The organism is Collinsella aerofaciens (assembly GCF_015670745.1).
Classification (GTDB): Bacteria; Actinomycetota; Coriobacteriia; order Coriobacteriales; family Coriobacteriaceae; genus Collinsella; species Collinsella aerofaciens_T.
The window spans coordinates 21,141-39,835 of sequence record NZ_JADPCH010000009.1; the positions used below are offsets into that span (position 1 = coordinate 21,141).

At 57.8% G+C, this 18,695-nt stretch carries 18 protein-coding genes and 4 tRNA genes; 10 read left to right on the forward strand and 12 right to left on the reverse strand.

Annotated features, from left to right (window positions below; translation table 11 throughout):
- Nucleotide 1: 1 nt before the first annotated feature.
- Nucleotides 2–904 carry an alpha/beta hydrolase gene (locus I4W07_RS04525; protein ID WP_196025768.1) on the reverse strand — a complete coding sequence of 301 codons (903 nt, stop codon included), beginning with the start codon at nucleotides 902–904 and terminating at the stop codon, nucleotides 2–4.
- Nucleotides 905–1,147: 243 nt separating this feature from the next.
- Here I4W07_RS04525 and I4W07_RS04530 point away from each other — a divergent pair, with 243 nt between their 5' ends.
- From I4W07_RS04530 to I4W07_RS04570, 9 genes are all read left to right on the forward strand, one after another.
- The gene (locus I4W07_RS04530; protein ID WP_022093882.1) at nucleotides 1,148–1,711 is read left to right on the forward strand and encodes a PTS sugar transporter subunit IIA; all 564 of its coding nucleotides are present in this window, start codon (nucleotides 1,148–1,150) and stop codon (nucleotides 1,709–1,711) included.
- 181 nt (nucleotides 1,712–1,892) lie between these two features.
- Nucleotides 1,893–3,296 (forward strand): asparagine--tRNA ligase, encoded by a 1,404-nt coding sequence (gene asnS, locus I4W07_RS04535; RefSeq protein ID WP_271739755.1) that lies wholly within the window; start codon nucleotides 1,893–1,895, stop codon nucleotides 3,294–3,296.
- Nucleotides 3,297–3,554: 258 nt separating this feature from the next.
- Nucleotides 3,555–4,340 carry a hypothetical protein gene (locus I4W07_RS04540; protein WP_196025769.1) on the forward strand — a complete coding sequence of 262 codons (786 nt, stop codon included), beginning with the start codon at nucleotides 3,555–3,557 and terminating at the stop codon, nucleotides 4,338–4,340.
- Between the two features lie 160 nt (nucleotides 4,341–4,500).
- Nucleotides 4,501–5,481 (forward strand): ABC transporter substrate-binding protein, encoded by a 981-nt coding sequence (locus tag I4W07_RS04545; RefSeq protein WP_196025770.1) that lies wholly within the window; start codon nucleotides 4,501–4,503, stop codon nucleotides 5,479–5,481.
- Between the two features lie 203 nt (nucleotides 5,482–5,684).
- Nucleotides 5,685–6,608, forward strand: coding sequence for an ABC transporter permease (locus tag I4W07_RS04550; protein ID WP_055309412.1), 924 nt, complete (start codon nucleotides 5,685–5,687; stop codon nucleotides 6,606–6,608).
- Nucleotides 6,601–7,395, forward strand: a complete 795-nt coding sequence (locus I4W07_RS04555) for an ABC transporter ATP-binding protein (protein ID WP_055250279.1) — start codon at nucleotides 6,601–6,603, stop codon at nucleotides 7,393–7,395. The genes I4W07_RS04550 and I4W07_RS04555 overlap by 8 nt, the downstream gene beginning before the upstream one ends.
- A gap of 337 nt (nucleotides 7,396–7,732) precedes the next feature.
- Complete coding sequence (locus I4W07_RS04560; protein WP_196025771.1) at nucleotides 7,733–8,500, forward strand: mechanosensitive ion channel family protein; 768 nt, start codon at nucleotides 7,733–7,735, stop codon at nucleotides 8,498–8,500.
- Between the two features lie 92 nt (nucleotides 8,501–8,592).
- A complete protein-coding gene (locus I4W07_RS04565; RefSeq protein WP_196025772.1) occupies nucleotides 8,593–10,509 on the forward strand; it encodes a BMP family ABC transporter substrate-binding protein in 1,917 nt (638 codons plus the stop codon).
- Complete coding sequence (locus I4W07_RS04570) at nucleotides 10,506–11,216, forward strand: metallophosphoesterase family protein (RefSeq protein ID WP_117799696.1); 711 nt, start codon at nucleotides 10,506–10,508, stop codon at nucleotides 11,214–11,216. Before I4W07_RS04565 ends, I4W07_RS04570 begins: the two co-directional genes overlap by 4 nt.
- Before the next feature lie 287 nt (nucleotides 11,217–11,503).
- On the opposite strand, the gene rplA is transcribed toward I4W07_RS04570, so the two are convergent.
- The 11 genes from rplA to I4W07_RS04625 all read right to left on the reverse strand — a co-directional run bounded on the left by rplA (nucleotide 11,504) and on the right by I4W07_RS04625 (nucleotide 17,121).
- Nucleotides 11,504–12,211, reverse strand: coding sequence for a 50S ribosomal protein L1 (gene rplA, locus I4W07_RS04575; RefSeq protein ID WP_196025773.1), 708 nt, complete (start codon nucleotides 12,209–12,211; stop codon nucleotides 11,504–11,506).
- A 117-nt stretch (nucleotides 12,212–12,328) separates the two neighbouring features.
- Nucleotides 12,329–12,757, reverse strand: coding sequence for a 50S ribosomal protein L11 (rplK, locus tag I4W07_RS04580; protein ID WP_022093893.1), 429 nt, complete (start codon nucleotides 12,755–12,757; stop codon nucleotides 12,329–12,331).
- A 120-nt stretch (nucleotides 12,758–12,877) separates the two neighbouring features.
- Nucleotides 12,878–13,414, reverse strand: a complete 537-nt coding sequence (gene nusG, locus I4W07_RS04585; protein ID WP_099432095.1) for a transcription termination/antitermination protein NusG — start codon at nucleotides 13,412–13,414, stop codon at nucleotides 12,878–12,880.
- A 3-nt stretch (nucleotides 13,415–13,417) separates the two neighbouring features.
- Nucleotides 13,418–13,756, reverse strand: coding sequence for a preprotein translocase subunit SecE (gene secE / locus I4W07_RS04590; RefSeq protein WP_006234983.1), 339 nt, complete (start codon nucleotides 13,754–13,756; stop codon nucleotides 13,418–13,420).
- 76 nt (nucleotides 13,757–13,832) lie between these two features.
- A tRNA-Trp gene (locus I4W07_RS04595) sits at nucleotides 13,833–13,908 on the reverse strand.
- A gap of 13 nt (nucleotides 13,909–13,921) precedes the next feature.
- The gene (gene rpmG, locus I4W07_RS04600) at nucleotides 13,922–14,071 is read right to left on the reverse strand and encodes a 50S ribosomal protein L33 (RefSeq protein WP_022093895.1); all 150 of its coding nucleotides are present in this window, start codon (nucleotides 14,069–14,071) and stop codon (nucleotides 13,922–13,924) included.
- Between the two features lie 279 nt (nucleotides 14,072–14,350).
- A complete protein-coding gene (tuf, locus tag I4W07_RS04605; RefSeq protein WP_196025774.1) occupies nucleotides 14,351–15,541 on the reverse strand; it encodes an elongation factor Tu in 1,191 nt (396 codons plus the stop codon).
- Nucleotides 15,542–15,637: 96 nt separating this feature from the next.
- Nucleotides 15,638–15,714 (reverse strand) — tRNA-Met (locus tag I4W07_RS04610).
- Between the two features lie 3 nt (nucleotides 15,715–15,717).
- A tRNA-Thr gene (locus I4W07_RS04615) sits at nucleotides 15,718–15,793 on the reverse strand.
- Between the two features lie 10 nt (nucleotides 15,794–15,803).
- Nucleotides 15,804–15,885 (reverse strand) — tRNA-Tyr (locus tag I4W07_RS04620).
- A gap of 399 nt (nucleotides 15,886–16,284) precedes the next feature.
- Nucleotides 16,285–17,121: a MurR/RpiR family transcriptional regulator gene (locus I4W07_RS04625; protein WP_195232391.1), complete on the reverse strand. Its 837-nt coding sequence runs from the start codon at nucleotides 17,119–17,121 to the stop codon at nucleotides 16,285–16,287.
- 151 nt (nucleotides 17,122–17,272) lie between these two features.
- Between I4W07_RS04625 and I4W07_RS04630 the strand changes: the two genes are divergently transcribed.
- Nucleotides 17,273–18,691 (forward strand): glycoside hydrolase family 1 protein, encoded by a 1,419-nt coding sequence (locus I4W07_RS04630; protein ID WP_195444114.1) that lies wholly within the window; start codon nucleotides 17,273–17,275, stop codon nucleotides 18,689–18,691.
- Nucleotides 18,692–18,695: the final 4 nt, after the last annotated feature.

Here is an 18,695-nt window from a genome sequence, read left to right on the forward strand (position 1 = left end):
ACTAAAACCCGTGGCGCTCCAGGAAGCGGAAGGCTAGGCGAATCCAAGGGCGGACTGCCACCTGTTTGTCCTCGTTGTCGACCGCGGTGTTGGCGTTGCCGAGCGAAAGGCCGTGACCACCCTGGTCAAAGACGTGCATCTCGCATGCAACGCCCTCCTCGGCCATGCGCTGCGCAAACGGGTAGACCTGCGCGATCGGCGCCGTCTTGTCGTCGGACACGCCCCACACAAAGGTCGGTGGCATCTGACGCGAAACATGCGTGGTGGGGCAGATGTCGGCCAGATGCTCGTCAGTTGCCTCGCCGCCCGTCACCATCGACAGGTAGTCGTTGAGCAAATCGCGTCCCGTCTTGCCGCCCGTCTTGGGCACGCGCAGGTCGATGCGCGGGTCGCGCGTCTGCATGTCGCGCACATAGGCAAAGTCGAGCAGCGGATAGCCCAGCACCACGGCATCGGGACGAATGTCGTCCGGACGCGCCCCTGCCAAGCCCGCGAAGGGACCAGTCTTCCATTGCGTTGCCAGCGAAGCACAGATCATGCCGCCCGCCGAGAATCCCACGACGCACACACGCTTAGGATCGACATGCCACTCGTCGGCGTTGGCGCGCACCGTGGCGACCATCTTGGCAAGATCTGCCTGGGGGTGCGGAAAGCTCACGTCACCCGTAGAACTCGTGACATAGTTGAGCACAAAGGTCTGGTAACCGTGATCCAAAAACGCAAACGCCACCGGGTCCTGCTCGTGCGGAGCGATATGCGTAAACCCGCCTCCGCCGCAGATGATCACCGCGGGGCGGCGGCCATTGGGCTTGTCGGGCAGCGGCTCGGCACCCAAATACGTAAACGTCGCCGGATATTCCTCGGTCGGCTCCTCGCCCCACAGCGCATGGTTCTCAACAATCATATGTGCTCCCTTCGCGCAAATTATGCGCCCTTGTTTTTCGCCTTCAAGCGTACCCCACTTGAACCCGTGGCGCAGAAACACTCCGGCAATAAGTTTCCCTTCAACTGATATATCACATAATCCCAGTTCAGAGGTATCGTTGAGCAGCGTAAAATAGGGGCGTTGACCAAGCCGCGAAACACATGCGAAACGTTTCCGGCAAACCAAACGCGCGATATGCGCCTATTTAAGTTGGAGGCAACTATGGGTCTGCTCGATTCGCTTAAGTCCACCTTCACCTCGACCGGCGAGGCGTCCGTTCCGCCCGCAGCAAGCTTCGCTACCCGCGAAGGCGTCATCTACGCCCCCGTCAACGGCGTGCTCGTCAACCTGGACGAGGTTCCCGACGAGACGATCGCCTCGGGCATGCTTGGCCAGGGCTATGGCATCGAGCCCATTACCGGCACCATCTATGCGCCCGCCAACGGCCGCATCGGCGCCACCACTGTCACCAACCACTCCATCGGCATGATCACCGAGGACGGTCTTCGCGTGTTCATCCATGTTGGCCTGGGCACCGTGGAAATGAACGGCAAGGGTTTTGCCCGCTTTGTCGAGATGGGCGATGTGGTCAAGGCAGGCCAGCCGCTCATCAGCTTCGACCGCGAGGCCATTAAGGCCGCTGGTCACGAGGACATCGTGACCGTCATCGTCTCCGAGCTCGATCGTCTTAAGAGCATCGACCATGTCGGCGAGTCCGGAACGCTTATCGGCGGCAACCCGCTCGTCAAGCTTGGCGACCCGCTGCTGGTAGCCAAGACCAAGTAGCCAGGCCCCGCACCACACAGCCAAAAGGCACCTCGTCGAGCGCCCACGACCATTAGGCCGCGGGCGCTTTTCGTTTGAAAAACCATCCCGCCAATGCCTTATCTGTATAGCCCAAATGAGCCGAGCTGCTAGAATATCGAACTGTATGGATAACTATCATTCAACCGTTATGGGAGGATACGTGAACCGCACCAAAATCGCGCAGCTCTATGCCGATGCCGAGTCGCTCGGCGGCCAAACCGTCACCGTCGCCGGCTGGGTCAAGTCCGTCCGCGACATGAAGAACTTTGGCTTTGTTACGCTCAACGACGGCAGCTGCTTCCGCGACCTGCAGGTCGTCATGAACCGCGAGGCACTCGACAACTACGACGAGATCGCACATCAAAACGTCTCGGCCGCACTCATTTGCACCGGCACCGTCAAACTGACCCCCGATGCACCCCAGCCTTTCGAGCTTTCTGCCACTTCCATCGAGGTCGAGGGCACGAGCGCCCCGGATTACCCGCTGCAGAAGAAGCGCGCAACCGTCGAGTTCCTGCGCACCCAGCAGCACCTGCGCCCGCGCACCAACCTGTTCCGCGCCGTGTTCCGCATCCGCTCTGTCGCGGCTGCCGCCATCCACCGCTTCTTCCAGGAGCAGGGTTTTGTCTACGTCAACACCCCCATCATCACCACGAGTGACTGCGAAGGCGCCGGCGAGATGTTCCGCGTGACCACGCTCGACCCCAAAAATCCGCCCCTCACCGAGTCCGGCGAGGTCGACTGGAGCCAGGACTTCTTTGGCAAGCATGCGAACCTCACCGTGTCCGGCCAGCTCAATGCCGAGAACTTTGCCATGGCCTTTGGCGACGTGTACACCTTTGGTCCCACCTTCCGCGCCGAGAACTCCAACACCACGCGCCACGCCGCCGAGTTTTGGATGATCGAGCCCGAGATGGCCTTTGCCGACCTTAACGACTACATGGACAACGCCGAGGCCATGCTCAAGTACGTCCTCAAGGACGTTATGGCAACCTGCCCCGACGAGCTCAATATGCTCAACAAGTTTGTGGACAAGGGTCTGCTCGAGCGCCTGGACCATGTCGCCAACTCCGACTTTGCCCGCGTTACCTACACCGAGGCCGTCGAGATCCTGGAGCAGGCAGTCGCTGCTGGCCACCAGTTTGATTACCCCGTCAGCTGGGGCATCGACCTGCAGACCGAGCACGAGCGCTTCCTGACCGAGGAGCACTTTAAGCGCCCTACCTTCGTGACCGACTACCCGGCCGAGATCAAGGCGTTCTACATGCGCATGAACGAGGACGGCAAGACCGTCGCCGCCGCCGACTGCCTGGTTCCCGGTATCGGCGAGATTATCGGCGGCTCCCAGCGCGAGGAGCGCCTGGATCTGCTCGAGGCCCGCATCAAGGACCTGGGCATGAATCCCGAGCAGTACAAGTACTACCTTGACCTGCGCCGCTACGGTTCCTGCAAGCACGCCGGCTACGGTCTGGGCTTCGAGCGCTTGGTCATGTATCTGACCGGCGTGGGCAACATCCGCGACGTCCTGCCGCACCCGCGCACCGTGGGCAACGCCGACTTCTAATCGTCGGACGCTAGCTCGCGTCGCCACACGCCAACGCTCATCGCATAAGCGTCTCTCGACATCGGTCGAGAGACGCTTTTTTCAACAGCATCCGTCAAGCTTTTGGCAAGTTTTTGGTCAGTCGAGCAGGGCTGTTGAAAACTCGACCCGCCGTTTGCCGACGACTACCGACCGCCCAGAGCGCCCTGCGCCCCTGGGAAAGCCCCACGTCCTAGGCTCCATACCGTCGCCACCCAAAACGGAAAGGACGTGGGCACCATGACCGAAGCCGCTGTTGAAACCTACGACACCACGACGAGAGGCGCCGCCTCGATGGCAGCCTATCGCGCCGTTCGAATCCTGCAACTATTAAGCGAAAACACCGGCGAGGACAAGGCCATGCTTTCCGATGAGTTGATCCAGCGCCTCGCCCATCCCGACGACCCCGCCCGCATGCCCATCTCGGCGGCGCGGCGCAGCATCTACACCGCCATCTCCGCGCTTCGCCATGCCGGATACGAAATTGAGTACAAACGCGGCGTGGGCTACAAACTTCTTACCCGCCCGCTCACCGATGAAGAGATCATCCGGCTCCACGGTATGGTCATGCGCAACCGCTCCACGCCTATCGCTATCCGCAAGCGCATGGCGCAGCACTTAGTTGCCATGGCGAGCGCCGACGTTCGCGGCTACCTCGATACACCCGAACCCGCTCCAAGCGCAGACAGCAAGGCTACCAAGGCAACACGCACGCCCATCAAGCGCATCGACACGTGCGAGCTCGTCGAGCAGGCCATCGACCACGGAACCACGGTGAGTTTTGATATTTCGAGCGTCACGACACGCGGCGAAACCGAAGCAGCACGGATGACACTCCGCCCCTTTGCCATCAGGCAGCGCGATGGCATCTCGTATCTGCTGGGAACGGTCTACGACGCCCGAGGCACCGACGATACGCTGCGCACCGTCGAGATCGCCCGTATGAGAAACGTCAGCACGCGCCTGCTCGACGGCAAGAAGCTCTTCGCCGCCCTGGACGAGGACGACGCCTCCTCCGCCGCATAAGACCCTCCGCCGCCCATTCGACTACCCGTACCGCCCATCCGATTCTGTATTAAAAAACCCGCCAGGCTGTTGTAAAAATGGGCATCAGCGCTACTATAGTTCCACTTGCACTTTGTCCCAGTGCAGTGTTTCCAGCCATTTTTATACTGGGGGTAATGATATGAAGGACATCACCATCAGCCGCAGGAGCCTTCTGGTCTCCGCCGGCCTGCTCGCGCTCGCCCCGCTCGCCGGATGCGGCGGCAACTCTGGTTCCGGCTCTGCTGCCGCCGGTTCCGACTACACCATCGGCGTTCTGCAGCTCACCGAGCACTCCGCACTCGATGCCGCCAACGACGGCTTTGTCAAGGCCATCAAGGAGAGCGGCCTTAAGGTCAAGATTGACCAGAAGAACGCCCAGAACGACCAGTCCACGTGTAAGTCCATTGCCGACAAGTTTGTGGGCGACAACGTCAACCTGATTTATGCCATCGCCACACCCGCCGCGCAGGCTGCCGCCGGCGCCACGGCCGATATCCCCATCGTGGGCTGTGCCATCACCGACTACGCCGCCTCCGGCCTGGTACAGGACAACGACAAGCCGGGCACCAACGTCACGGGCGCTTCCGACCTCACCCCGGTCGCCGAGCAGCTCGAGATGATGCAGAAGGTCCTGCCCGACGTAAAGAAGGTCGGCCTACTCTACTGCACCGCCGAGTCCAACTCCGACGTCCAGATCAAGGCCGCCAAGAAAGAGCTCGACAAGCTGGGCCTCGAGTACACTGACTTCACCGTCTCGAGCTCCAACGAGATTCAGTCCGTCGTCGAGTCTGCCGTGGGCAAGGTCGACGCGCTGTACTCCCCCACCGACAACACCATCGCCGCGGGTGCCTCGCAGGTCGGCCAGATCTGCAAGGAGAACAAGCTCCCCTTCGTGACTGGCGAGGAGGGCATGTGCAAGGCCGGCGGCCTGTTCACCCTCTCCATCAACTACGAGGATCTGGGCTACGCCGCAGGCGAGATGGCCGTCAAGATCCTGAAGGGCGAAGCCAAGCCCGAGGACATGGCGATCAAGCACCTCTCAAGCAAGGACCTGGTCGTCGTCAAGAACGACGAAATGGCCGAGGCCCTGGGCATCGACCTTTCCGCCCTGGACGCGTAATGCCATACGCAGCATGCGTCTAGAGCCCGTGCTCGCGCTTTAGCCGCGTTATTCAATATCTGAGCCACAGGGGCGGGCGCTGTAGACCGGCGTCCGCCCTGCTTGTTTCAGGTAAAACAAAACGTCTGTCCGTAACTCTTCTATGCATTGTTACCGCTATTATGGTGAATCACGTGTCCACCCTATCCTAGGAGGTATGAAGCATGCTCATTGCATTGCAGGGCGCCGTTTCGCAGGGCGTCCTCTGGGGCATTATGGTGCTTGGCGTGTTTATCACGTTCCGCCTGCTCGACATTCCCGATATGACCTGCGACGGCAGCTTTGCCCTCGGCGGCTGCGTCTGCGCTGTGCTCATCGTCAATAACAACGTCGACCCGCTGTTCGCCGTGCTGGCCGGTATGTGCGCCGGCGCCATCGCGGGCGCCGTCACGGGCATTCTGACCACCGTCTTTGAGATTCCCGCGATCCTCGCCGGAATCCTCACCCAGATCAGCCTGTGGTCCATCAACCTGCGCATCATGGGCAAATCCAATACGCCCATTCTTGCCAAGGGCACCGTGTTTTCGGCCGTCAGCAATATGACCGGCCTGCCGCAGTCCACCGTTGCCATCATCTTGGGCATCCTGCTCGCCGTGGCTATCGTTGCCATCCTGTATTGGTTCTTTGGCACCGAGATTGGCTCGGCGCTGCGCGCCACCGGCAACAACGAGTACATGATCCGCGCCCTGGGCGTCAACACCAACTCCACCAAGATGATCGCCCTCGTGCTCTCCAACGCCCTCATCGGCCTTTCGGGCGCGCTCATCTGCCAGAGCCAAAAGTATGCCGACATTGGTATGGGCACCGGTGCCATCGTTATCGGTCTTGCCGCCATTGTTATCGGTGAGGTGCTCGGCCGTCTGCTGCCCGGCGGCCTCACGCAGTTTAGCGTCCGTCTTGCCTCCGCCGTCTTTGGCTCCGTGGTGTACTTCCTTATCCGCGCCATCGTGCTGCAGTTGGGCATGGACGCCAACGACATGAAGCTGCTTTCCGCCGTAATTGTCGCTGTGGCCCTGTGCGTACCCGTGGTTTGGGAGCGCTATAAGCTCCGCAGCTCCTACACGAAGGGAGATGAGGCAGATGCTTAAGCTCTCGCACGTCAAGAAGACCTTTAACAAGGGCACCGTCACCGAGAAGCGCGCGCTCACCGGCGTCGACCTCACCCTGAATGACGGCGACTTTGTAACCGTGATCGGCGGCAACGGCGCCGGCAAGTCCACGCTGCTCAACATGATCGCCGGCGTGTACCCGCTCGATTCGGGCGTTATTGAGCTCGACGGCACCGACATCTCGCGCCTGAGCGAGTCGCAGCGCGCCAAGTACCTGGGCCGCGTGTTTCAGGACCCCATGCGCGGTACCGCTGCCGACATGCAAATCGCCGAGAACCTGGCCCTCGCCAAGCGTCGCGGCCAGCGTCGCGGCCTTTCGTGGGGCGTCACCAAGGCCGAGAAAGATGAGTACGTTGAGCTGCTCAAGCGCCTGGACCTTGGTCTGGACACGCGTCTCAACGCCAAGGTCGGCCTGCTCTCGGGCGGCCAGCGCCAGGCACTCACCCTGTTGATGGCCACGCTCACCAGGCCGCGCCTGCTGCTGCTCGACGAGCACACCGCGGCCCTCGACCCCAAGACGGCCTCTAAGGTGCTTAACCTGACCGAGGAGATCGTCGACGAGAACCACCTGACCACGCTCATGGTCACGCACAACATGAACGACGCCATCCGTCTGGGCAACCGTCTGATCATGATGCACGAAGGCCACGTGATCTACGACGTGGCGGGCGATGAGAAGAAGTCGCTCACCGTAGCCGACCTGCTGCAGAAGTTCGAGGAGGTCTCGGGAGGCGAGCTCGCCAACGACCGCATGCTGCTGAGCTAAAACCTGCCAAAAAAGGGACAGGTTTATTTTGGTAGGTTTTATCTGCGCAAACGTCAAAACCGCCGCAAAGGGACAGACGCCCTTGCGGCGGTTTTCGCATATTATGTCGATAATCCAGCGTCAGCAGGAACTACTGGTTAAGGACTAAGGAAACTGCCACGAGAAGCTCTCTTCCCCGTCTCGCCTTGACCGCCGCACTCCTTGCCGGCGTGCTCGCCGGCGCCCCAGCTTACGCCACCGCGGCCACCCCATCTCAAGTTATCGGCCCGTCCGATGTGACCGGACGGGCTTCTTGGTGGGTATCATGGTTGGACGATCATTAGGAGGTTTTCCCTACATGGAATTGTTTGAGCCGATTCTTCATTTCTTTGCACAACGATGGGTCCACAACATCATCTGGGCCGTCATCTTGGCGATAGGCACCGCCGTCGCCGCCGAGGTCGTATCCAAGACCCTGAACCATCTGCTTAACCGTGACGATAACCCGCTTCCGGCATCAAGTATCTTCATCAACATCGCGCGCGCCGTCATCTGGATGATTGGCGGCAGCTTTATCCTCGACAACTGCTTTGGCATTAACGCAAACGCGCTCGTCGCCGCTCTTGGCGTCGGCGGCATCGCCATCTCGCTCGGCTTTCAGGACACGCTGTCAAACCTTATCGGCGGCATGCAAGTGACCTTTATGGGCATCATCAAACCCGGCGACAATATCGAGGTCGGCGGCGTATCCGGCGTGGTCCAAGACATCACTTGGCGTCATACAACGATTGAGGATGCCTGTGGACAGACCATCATTGTGCCCAACTCCAACATCTCCAAGAACACGCTCGTGCATTTGATGCCCTTTGGACGCGTGGCCGTGCCCGTTGCTGTAAAGGACACGTCTAAGTGGGCTTCCCTTGACGTGCTGGCAGACGAGCTCACGAGCGCAACCAAAACGGCCGTCTCGCCCATCTCGGGCTTTGACAAAGAGCCCTACGTGCTCTTTAGCGAAATCGGCGACTTTGGCATCAAAGGAAAGATCATCTTTATCGTCAGCGACGACAGCACCACTTTCACCGCTGCCGACGCCTGCATCCGCGCCATCGCCCCCATCATCGCCTAAACCACCGCAAAGGGGTCAGGCATCTTTGTAGTGGTTTTCATTCGTGGTACCATGGTTCATATAGTTGTTTAAACGACTAAGGGAGCAACATTATGGAAGAGGCCTATCGTCAAGCACGCAAGCGCGGCGAGCAAGGACGTCGACGCGCCATTAGCCAAAGCGAGCATCCATACCTTACGGACCTCGATAGCTTGGTTGCTCAGCTCCCCTTAGGTCAGCGAGTGAGCGTCGGCCTGCGGGATATTCCGCTCGAAATGGTCGTCGGCACGGTCACCAAGGGCCGTCAGCCCGCCTTTTCATGCAACTTTATGCCCCTGCTGCCGTTTAACACCGAGTTCGCCCGCAAGTGGTCCAACCTCTACGACATCCAGGTAACCGAGGGCTATCGCGACCCCATCATCGTCACCGAGTTCATGCATCGGTTCTATGTCCAGGAAGGCAACAAACGCGTCAGTGTCCTCAAATTCCTGGACGCTCCAACGGTTTCGGCCAGGGTCACCCGTCTCTACCCCGGCACATGGGATTCCGTCGAAAGCCGCCTGTACGGTGAATTCTGCGCGTTTTGGCGCGTCTGCCCCCTATACGAGATCGAGTTCTCGCGTGAGGGAAGCTACGAGACGCTCGCCAAGATGCTCGGTCAGAATCTTATCGAAAAATGGCCGCAGAAAAAGGTCGACTACCTACGCCACACCTTCCTGCTCTTTAAGCGCGCCTACCTTCGCGCAGGCGGCGACCACCTGGACATTACGCCTGCCGACGCCATGCTCGTCTACCTCAATGTGTACAACCAGGACCGCCTGCTGGATACGCCGACGGATATCGTCGTAAACCGCCTGTGCAAGATTTGGCGCGAGCTGGTCATTGCCGGCAAAAATGACGAGGACAAGGTCGATCTTGTCGAAGCGCCGAGCGTCGATGAGGAGGAGTCGCCCACCAAGTCCACCTCCGGCGTGCTCAACTTCTTTATGGGCAAGACTGTCTATTCGACGGCCAACCCCCTGCGCATCGCCTTTATCCATGAGTTCCCCTGTGCGGCGTCGAGCTGGGACAGTCTGCACGACCAAGGACGCCAGTATCTCGATGAGCACTTTGACGGTATCGTGCGCACCGAGGCGTTCGAGGACTGTCACGATCCGGACGTGTTCTACGCCGCCGTGAAAACGGCTGTCAAACATGGAGACAACGTCATCTTCTCGACCTCGCACCGCCTGATGGAATACACGCTCAGAGCTGCCGTTGAGTATCCCCAGGTTCGGTTCCTCAACTGCTCTATCGGCCTTCCCCACCAAAGCGTCCGTTCGTACTTTGGCAAGATGTACGAGGCCAAGTTCCTCCTGGGCGCCCTTGCCGCCAGCATGGCAGACAACCATCGCATCGGCTACCACGCGTCGGTCTTCGCATCCGGCGCGCTCAGCGAGATCAATGCCTTTGCCATCGGTGCCTCGCTGCTCGACCCCCGCGCGCAAATTATCCTCACCTGGGGCGATGTACCCGCCGGCGGTCTTGCCGAGGCCATGTGCCGCGAAGGCGTGAGCGTCATGACCGGCGCTGACATGTCAAAGTCGCTCGAAGACCCTACGGCCTACGGACTCCACCGCCTGGTCGATGGCAAGGTTTCCGGCATCGCCATGCCGGTATGGAACTGGGGCCGTTACTACGAGCTCATCGTTCGCAGCCTTCTGCACGGCACGTGGGACGAGACCAGCGATGACAACCAAGTGCGCGCCGTCAACTACTGGTACGGCATGAGCTCTGGCGTTATCGACATCCGTTACGCTCCGGGCCTACCCTACCAGACGCGCAAACTCGTGCAGTTGCTCCGTAACGGCATTGTTGAGGGATCCATCAACCCCTTTGGCGGCGAGCTCCACAGCCAGAACGGCGTGGTACAGATCGAAGGCTTCCCTCCGCTGCCGAGCACGCAGATTGTCGAGATGAATTGGCTGGCGGATAACGTGGTAGGCACCATTCCGCAGCTCGACGATGAGCCGAAAGTCCCTGCCCTATGAAAATCCTTGCCATAGCCGATACCGAAGAACGATGCCTTTGGGAGTGCTTTCGCAAGGAACGCTTTGAGGGCGTCGACCTGATTTTGTCCGCCGGCGATCTGGACCCGGACTATCTTGAGTTTTTGGTTACGGTCATCAACAAACCGCTCATCTACGTGCGTGGCAATCACGATGACCGCTACGCACGTCATGCACCGGGCGGATGTATCTGCGTAGAAGACAGCGTGTACACGTACCGAGGGATTCGCATTGCGGGCCTTGGCGGGTCCATGCGTTATCGCGACGGCGCCAACATGTACACCGAACGAGAGATGTCCAAGCGTATGCGTAAGCTGTCGCGTAAGGTTAGGATGGTCGGCGGGTGCGACATTCTGCTTACCCATGCACCCGCCGCCGGTATGGGTGATCTGGACGATCTGCCGCATCGAGGATTCGAGTGTTTTAACACAGCACTCGAATCCTGGAATCCCGACTACATGGTGCACGGGCATGTGCACCAAAGCTACGGTTGCGATTTTCAGCGCGAGCGTCAGCATGTGTGTGGAACGACGATCATCAACGCCTGCGGCTATACGCAGTTTGAGCTCGACCAGACGCACTACCCCATCCGCGGCTGGCAAGCAGCTTGGCTCAACTCACAAACCATGCGCCGCGAGCTCAAACGCCACGAAGCCATCGAGTCCTCTACCGCCAGAACACCCTGGTAACCACCTTTAAGGCTTGACGCTGCGCCGGCCCCAAGCACCCCATCTCGCCCCTCAAGCCGTCGCTCGCGTACCAAAGTACGCGTCGCTCCTCTTTCGGGACGACCTGGGGCACTTGGAACCGGCTCGCTGCGATGCCATAACATTGACGCCAAAGTGCCAAAACCACCACAAAGGTGCCTGTCCCCTTTGTGGTGGTTTTGGCCCGAGATAGCAAGAAACCCGGTCCTGCACAAGGCAGAACCGGGTTTCTTTAGCAATGCTTGCTGTACTCAGGCAGTAACTAGCAGTTACTCAGCCAGGAAGTCACGCTGGACAGCGGGATCGACCTTGACTCCAGGGCCCATGGTGGAAGACACGGAGATGGACTTGACGTACTTGCCCTTAGCAGAAGAGGGCTTGACGCGCAGAATCTCGGTGTACAGGGCAGCGTAGTTCTCGACGAGCTGCTGCTCAGAGAAGGACTTCTTGCCCAGGGGCACGTGGCAGATGCCGTAGCGGTCGGCGCGGTACTCAACGCGGCCGGCCTTGAGCTCGGAGACCATCTTGGCGACGTCCATGGTCACGGTGCCGAGCTTGGGGTTCGGCATGAGGCCACGGGGACCAAGGATCTTACCGATGCGGCCAACCTTGGCCATCATGTTCGGCGTAGCGATAGCGGCGTCGAAGTTGATCTCGCCCTTCTGAATCTGGGCGACAAGCTCGTCGGAACCGATGATGTCGGCGCCGGCAGCCTCAGCCTCACGGGCCTTCTCGCCCTCGGCGAAGACGGCAACACGAACGGTCTTGCCGGTGCCGTGGGGCAGGGAGATGGAACCACGGATGTTCTGGTCAGCCTTACGAGTATCGATGCCCAGACGGAAGTGAGCCTCGACGGTCTCGTCGAACTTGGCGGTGTCGAGCTCCTTGATGAGCTTGGCAGCCTGAAGGGGGGTGTAGAGCGTGGCGCGGTCGATCTTCTCGGCAGCGTCGTTATAGCTCTTACCATGCTTAGCCATGTGCATTACCTCCTGTGGTTAAACGGGCGTGAGCCCTCCCACATCGTATCGTGTGCCCTATTGCACACATTTAACGGGCGCCCCGGTCGGAGCACCCGCCGTTACCATAAGAAATCGCTACTCAGCGATGGTGACGCCCATGGAACGGGCGGTACCGGCGATGATCTTCTTGGCGGCGTCAATGTCGTTGGCATTGAGGTCCGGCATCTTGATCTCGGCGATCTTGGTGAGCTGCTCCTGGGAGAGCTGACCAACCTTGTCAGCCTGGGGCTTAGCGGAACCAGACTTGAGGTTCAGCTCCTTCTTGATAAGGTGAGCCGCCGGCGGGGTCTTGGTGATGAAGGAGAAGGACTTGTCCTCGTAGACAGAGATCTCAACGGGGATGATGTCACCCTTCTTGTCCTGCGTCTCGGCGTTAAAGGCCTGGCAGAACTGCATGATGTTCACGCCAGCAGCGCCCAGGGCGGGGCCGACGGGAGGAGCAGGGTTTGCTGCACCAGCAGGAATCTGGAGCTTAATGACGTTGGCAACCTTCTTCTCAGCCATGGTCATTCCTTTCGAATCACGAGTGTGAAGTACTTGCTATATCGTAAGCACGCACGTGTTAGAAGCACTCCTGAGATGAGCAGTCACAGAAGAAGCACGCTCGCGCGAACGGACGAAAACTTAAGCGATGACAGCGACCTGGTTAAAGTCGAGCTCGACCGGCGTCTCGCGGCCAAAGATCATCAGCGTGACCTTGAGCTTGCCAGCCTCGGTGTTAACCTCGGAGACCTTGCCATCAAAGTCGGTAAGCGGGCCATCGGTGACGCGGACGGACGTACCGACCTCAATATCAACCGAGGTGCGCTTGGGCGAATCGCCCTTACCGGGACGACGAGTCATCTTGTTGTACTCGTCGCGGGAAAGCGGAGCGGGCTTGCCGTTGCCGCCTAGGAAACCGGTGACGCCAGGCGTGTTACGAACACACGTCCAAGCATCATCATCCATCTCCATGCGGACAAGGACATAACCCGGGAAAATCTTGGAATCCTTGGTCTCACGCTTGCCACCCTCTTTAATCTCGGTGACACGCTCCATAGGAATCTCGATATCAAAGATACGGTCCTGCATGCCCATAGTCTCGATTCGATGCTCGAGATCGGACTTAACACGGTTCTCGTATCCAGAGTAAGTGTGAACGACGTACCAACGCTTAGACATGGTTTAGCCCCTCAATCCAGAGAACAGAGCAAGAGCCTCGCCAAAGCCAGCATCGAGCAGAGCGATGACGACGCCGACGACGATCAGAGAAGCGCAAACGACGACCGAGTAGTTCACGAGCTCCTTCTTATCGGGCCACGTGACACGCTTCATCTCGGACTTGACCGAAGCGAAATACTTCTTGGTGCGGGCGAAGAAACCAGGCTTCTCGTTCTTCTTGGACTTCGCAGCCTTCTCGTTCTTCTTGGCAACGGCCTTCTTGGCCTCAACCTTGGAGTTGGCGGCAGCGTTGTTGGCAGGCGCCTGCTGCTGAGCCTTCTTCTTGTTCTTCTTGTTGGCCATTTGGGTTACCTCCGCGCAATGCGCTTATACATGAGTAAACCGTAAGCCCCCAATTGGGAGCTTACGGAATAATGACTGGCACGCCAGGAAGGACTCGAACCCTCAACACTCGGTTTTGGAGACCGATGCTCTACCAATTGAACTACTGGCGTATGTGACTAGAGACTAGCGAGTCTCTTTGTGCAGCGTGTGGTGACGGCACCAGGGGCAATACTTCTTGATCTCCATACGATCAGGCATGGTCGACTTGTTCTTGGTGGTCGTATAGTTGCGGCGCTTGCACTCAGTGCACGCAAGAGTAACTAGAGTACGCATGTATCCTGAACCTTTCATTTCCGCCCCGTACGGGCACGAGTTGTTACTTTATCAGCTCCACGTAAGTGCTGTCAATGAAAACCTCGAGTCAATTGGTTCTCGGTGGATCCATTCATATTTGGAACACATCAATGAAGCCATCGAGATCTAATCGACGGTGCATCCAGGACCATTGTCGATCCTCTCGACACCAGCAACGGCTCAATATCCATTGCAGAAAAGAACCCGGCACCCATATAAGTGCCGGGTTCTCTAAGTCAGCTATATCAAAGAGCTAATTTACTCAATGATCGTGGAGACGATGCCCGAACCGACGGTGTGGCCACCCTCGCGGATAGCGAAGCGCAGGCCCTCCTCCATGGCGATCGGGTGGATGAGGTCGCCCTCGATGGTGATGTGGTCACCAGGCATAGCCATCTCGGTGCCCTCGGGGAGCTTGACCGTACCGGTAACGTCGGTGGTACGGAAGTAGAACTGAGGACGATAACCATCGAAGAACGGGGTGTGACGGCCGCCCTCCTCCTTGGTCAGAACGTAGATCTCACCGGTGAACATGGTGTGCGGGGTAACCGAACCGGGCTTGCAGAGAACCTGGCCGCGCTCGATGTCCTCGCGCTTGATGCCGCGGAGCAGCAGACCGACGTTGTCGCCAGCCTCGCAGAAGTCCATGGACTTACGGAACATCTCGATACCGGTAACGACGGTGTTCTGGGTATCCTTGATGCCGACGATCTCGACGGGCTCGTTGAGCTTGAGCTCACCGCGCTCGACACGGCCGGTAGCAACGGTACCACGGCCGGAGATGGTCATAACGTCCTCAACGGCCATCAGGAAGGGGAGGTCGTTGTTACGAGCAGGCGTCGGGATGTACTCGTCGACGGCCTTCATGAGCTCGCGGATAGCGTCCATCCACTTGGCGTCGCCCTCGAGAGCGCCCAGAGCGGAACCACGGATGACGGGAATGTCGTCGCCGGGGAAATCGTACTCGGAGAGGAGCTCACGGGTCTCCATCTCGACGAGGTCGATGAGCTCGTCATCGTCGACCATGTCGCACTTGTTCAGGAAGACGACGATGTAGGGAACGCCGACCTGACGGGCGAGCAGGATGTGCTCGCGGGTCTGAGCCATGGGGCCGTCGGTAGCGGCGATGACCAGGATAGCGCCGTCCATCTGAGCAGCACCGGAGATCATGTTCTTGACGTAGTCAGCGTGGCCCGGGCAGTCAACGTGAGCGTAGTGACGGGCAGCAGTCTCGTACTCGACGTGGGAGACGGAGATCGTAATGCCGCGCTCGCGCTCCTCGGGAGCCTTGTCGATGTTCTCGAACGCAGTGAAGTCAGCCTTGCAGCCCTCGGTCTCGGAGAGAACCTTGGTGATGGCAGCGGTCAGCGTGGTCTTGCCGTGGTCGACGTGACCAATGGTGCCGATGTTAACATGCGGCTTAGTGCGCTCAAACTTCTCTTTGGCCATAAAGCCCTCCTCTTAACAGGTCGTCCCCGGACGGGACTTTGCCTTTATACCATAGTGGCCTCTCAACATACTATTGAGAAGCCACCGTGTTACCTATGGTAGCGGTGACTGGATTCGAACCAGTGACGCCACGGGTATGAACCGTGTGCTCTAACCAACTGAGCTACACCGCCGGATGGAGCCTGCAACCAGACTTGAACTGGTGACCTCTTCGTTACCAACGAAGTGCTCTACCGACTGAGCTATACAGGCACTTGACGGGTGGGAGCTATAGGATTCGAACCTATGTAGGCAGAGCCAACGGGTTTACAGCCCGTCCCCATTAACCACTCGGGCAAACTCCCAATCGTTCAAGTATCCGCAGGTCCTTTGGTCTTTTGGACCGCCGCCCCCGCGAACGAAGAAGATAATACGATGCCACCTTGGTGGCTGTCAACGAAAACCTCTAGATACACGGTGCCGGGCGTATCTATATAGCCGTGACCTGCGGTTTTATTGAGTTTGGATATGAAGGACGGTGGATTTGGCTACGCTTGTGACATTTCACGAGGGAACACTTTGTCACGGTGGAGTACATCTGCAGCATCGACCTTCGATACCGACCCTCTTGCACTATTACATAGGTCACGATCGTGCTTCCACGGCACGTTCAAGCGTGGATAATCTCCCGCTTTTAGCGCGGCTCTAAGCCCAAAGCGGAGATTATCCACGCTCATTCTCCAGACGGGAGAACTATAGAGCCGCTACTGCTCGGGCCAGACCAAAGTAGACCCATAGAGCGGCTCCCCCTTGGTGCAGGGGTAGCGACTCAAGTAACACGACGATAGCAAGTCGAAGAAATAGGTCATGGCGTATTTCGAATAAACGCCGAGTCGGTCAATTCCGTTTCCCGCATTACCAAGACGATATACACGGTCAAAAGACCTCGATTTGTCATCGTTGCTAAACGCAGTAATTAGAATCTTCCTGCCCGAACGGCAATCAAGATACTCACGCGCCTGGGACGCAAATAGCCCGGAGACCGATACGAGAATTATCAATGACTGCGAAGCGTCTCCCATGTTTTTCAATTCCGCGACGTTAGCCCCAGCAACTATGCGAACTATCTTGCCCGCATAAAACATTTCCTGCTGAAATCGTACGAGATTGGCGCTCACATTATTGGTGCACCAGATTTCAACGTTTTTATGGCCATCAATTTCGTCGGCAAGGTGCTTAATAGCGATATCGGACACGCCGCTTTCAACCTCAGCGAACATCTCGATCATGCGAACGTCGAGCTCTGCCCTGTACTCCTCGTAGCCAAATTCCTCCTCTCGATGGCTTAAGTCGCTTGGAAAGACTGATTGAGTAAATGATTCTTTCAAATCGCTAAGAGACTGGTAGCCCAATCGATTGCAGAAACGACGAACAGCGGAACGGGTCACGAATGCATCGCGGGTTATTGTGGCAACATTGATTTCGCTCGAACGCCTAATGTGAGCGATGAGATATCGAGCGATGGCGGCATCGTTTGACCCAAACTCGCTGTTGATGATGGAGCTAATGCGATTGAGCACATCGAAGTCATTGATATTCACGTGATCCCTCTTTCCGCTCTCCTCGAAATCATAGTTCATTTATTGAATCAAACAGCTTTGGTCGTTCTCCTATGATTCAAATCAGTTGACGTCATCTTAATCGTAATTCCGCCACACGTATCCACCGTGTTGAATGATGGAAAGGGGATTCATGGGCAACGTGAACAACATCCCGTTTCTCTGGGGTTCCGCCACGGCGTCTTATCAGTGCGAGGGTGCCTGGAACGAAGACGGCAAAGGCCTTGGCGAGTGGGATTTCTTTAACCACACAAGCAATAAGAACATCAACCATGTTGACGGTGATGTATCTTGCGACTTCTACCATCGCTATGAAGAAGATATCCGCATGATGAAAGAAGGCGGACAAAACACCTATCGCTTCTCTCTTTCATGGAGTCGAATCATCCCCACGGGTATCGGTGAAGTGAATGAAAAGGGTATCGATTTTTATAATCGGGTCATTGATTGCTGCCTCGAAAATGGCATAGAGCCCAACGTTACGCTGTTCCATTACGATCTGCCATTCACGCTTGCTTGCAAAGGCGGATGGCTGAACAACGATATGGCAGAGTGGTTCTGCAAATACGCCAAGATTTGCTTTGAGCGCTTTGGAGACCGCGTCAAAATCTGGGCTACCGTTAACGAGCCGCATTTCTACAGCTACTGCGTAAACATGTTGGGCAACTATCCCCCCAATCGATCGCTCGACGTTCAGTCGTACATGCAGTTTCAGTACAACCTGATGCGCGCAAGCGCACTCGCAGTCCGAGCATATCGTCAAATGGGCTACGACGGCATCATCGGCGCCGTCCACGATGGCGGCGTTGTCGAACTCGACCCGGCAACCGAGCACCCCGATGACGTATTTCGATACGCAGACTTTTTCGCCAATCGCATGATTCTGGCACCAGCACTTCAGGGTCAACTGCCGCCAGAAATGGACGAAATCCTTGAAAAACTTGGCGTCTCGCTCTATCGATCCCCAAATGACGTAGAAGAATTCAGAGACGGTAAAGTCGATTTTATTGGACTCAACGTGTATTGCCGAGAGTATGTAACCGACTGGCACGGTGGAGAGCTTGCCGTTTCGGCGAACAATAAGGGCGGTTCGAGCAAAAAGGTCGAAGGAAAATGCATTGCGCCCTTGTTTGAAAGCGCCCGCGACAGCAATGTTCCCCGCAATAAATGGGGCCGCGAAATACTCCCAAGTTGCATGTATTCAACCATCATGGATGTCCACGAGCGCTATGACGCGCCCCGCATCTTTATTACGGAAAACGGACATGGCGCCTATGAGCAACCAGACGCAGACGGAATAATCCACGATGATGACCGCATCGAGCTTCTGGGCCAGTTCATCGAGCACATGATGAGGGCTAAGCGCGACGGCGCGCGCGTTGAGGGCTACTACCTCTGGTCGACGATGGATCTGTATAGCTGGATCAACGGCTACGAAAAACGATACGGACTTGTCCATATCGACTTCGAGAACAATCTGGAGCGCACCCCCAAAAAGAGCTGGTATTGGTACCGAGACCTTATCTCGAAGTATCAGGAGCAGGAAGGTTAGGAGA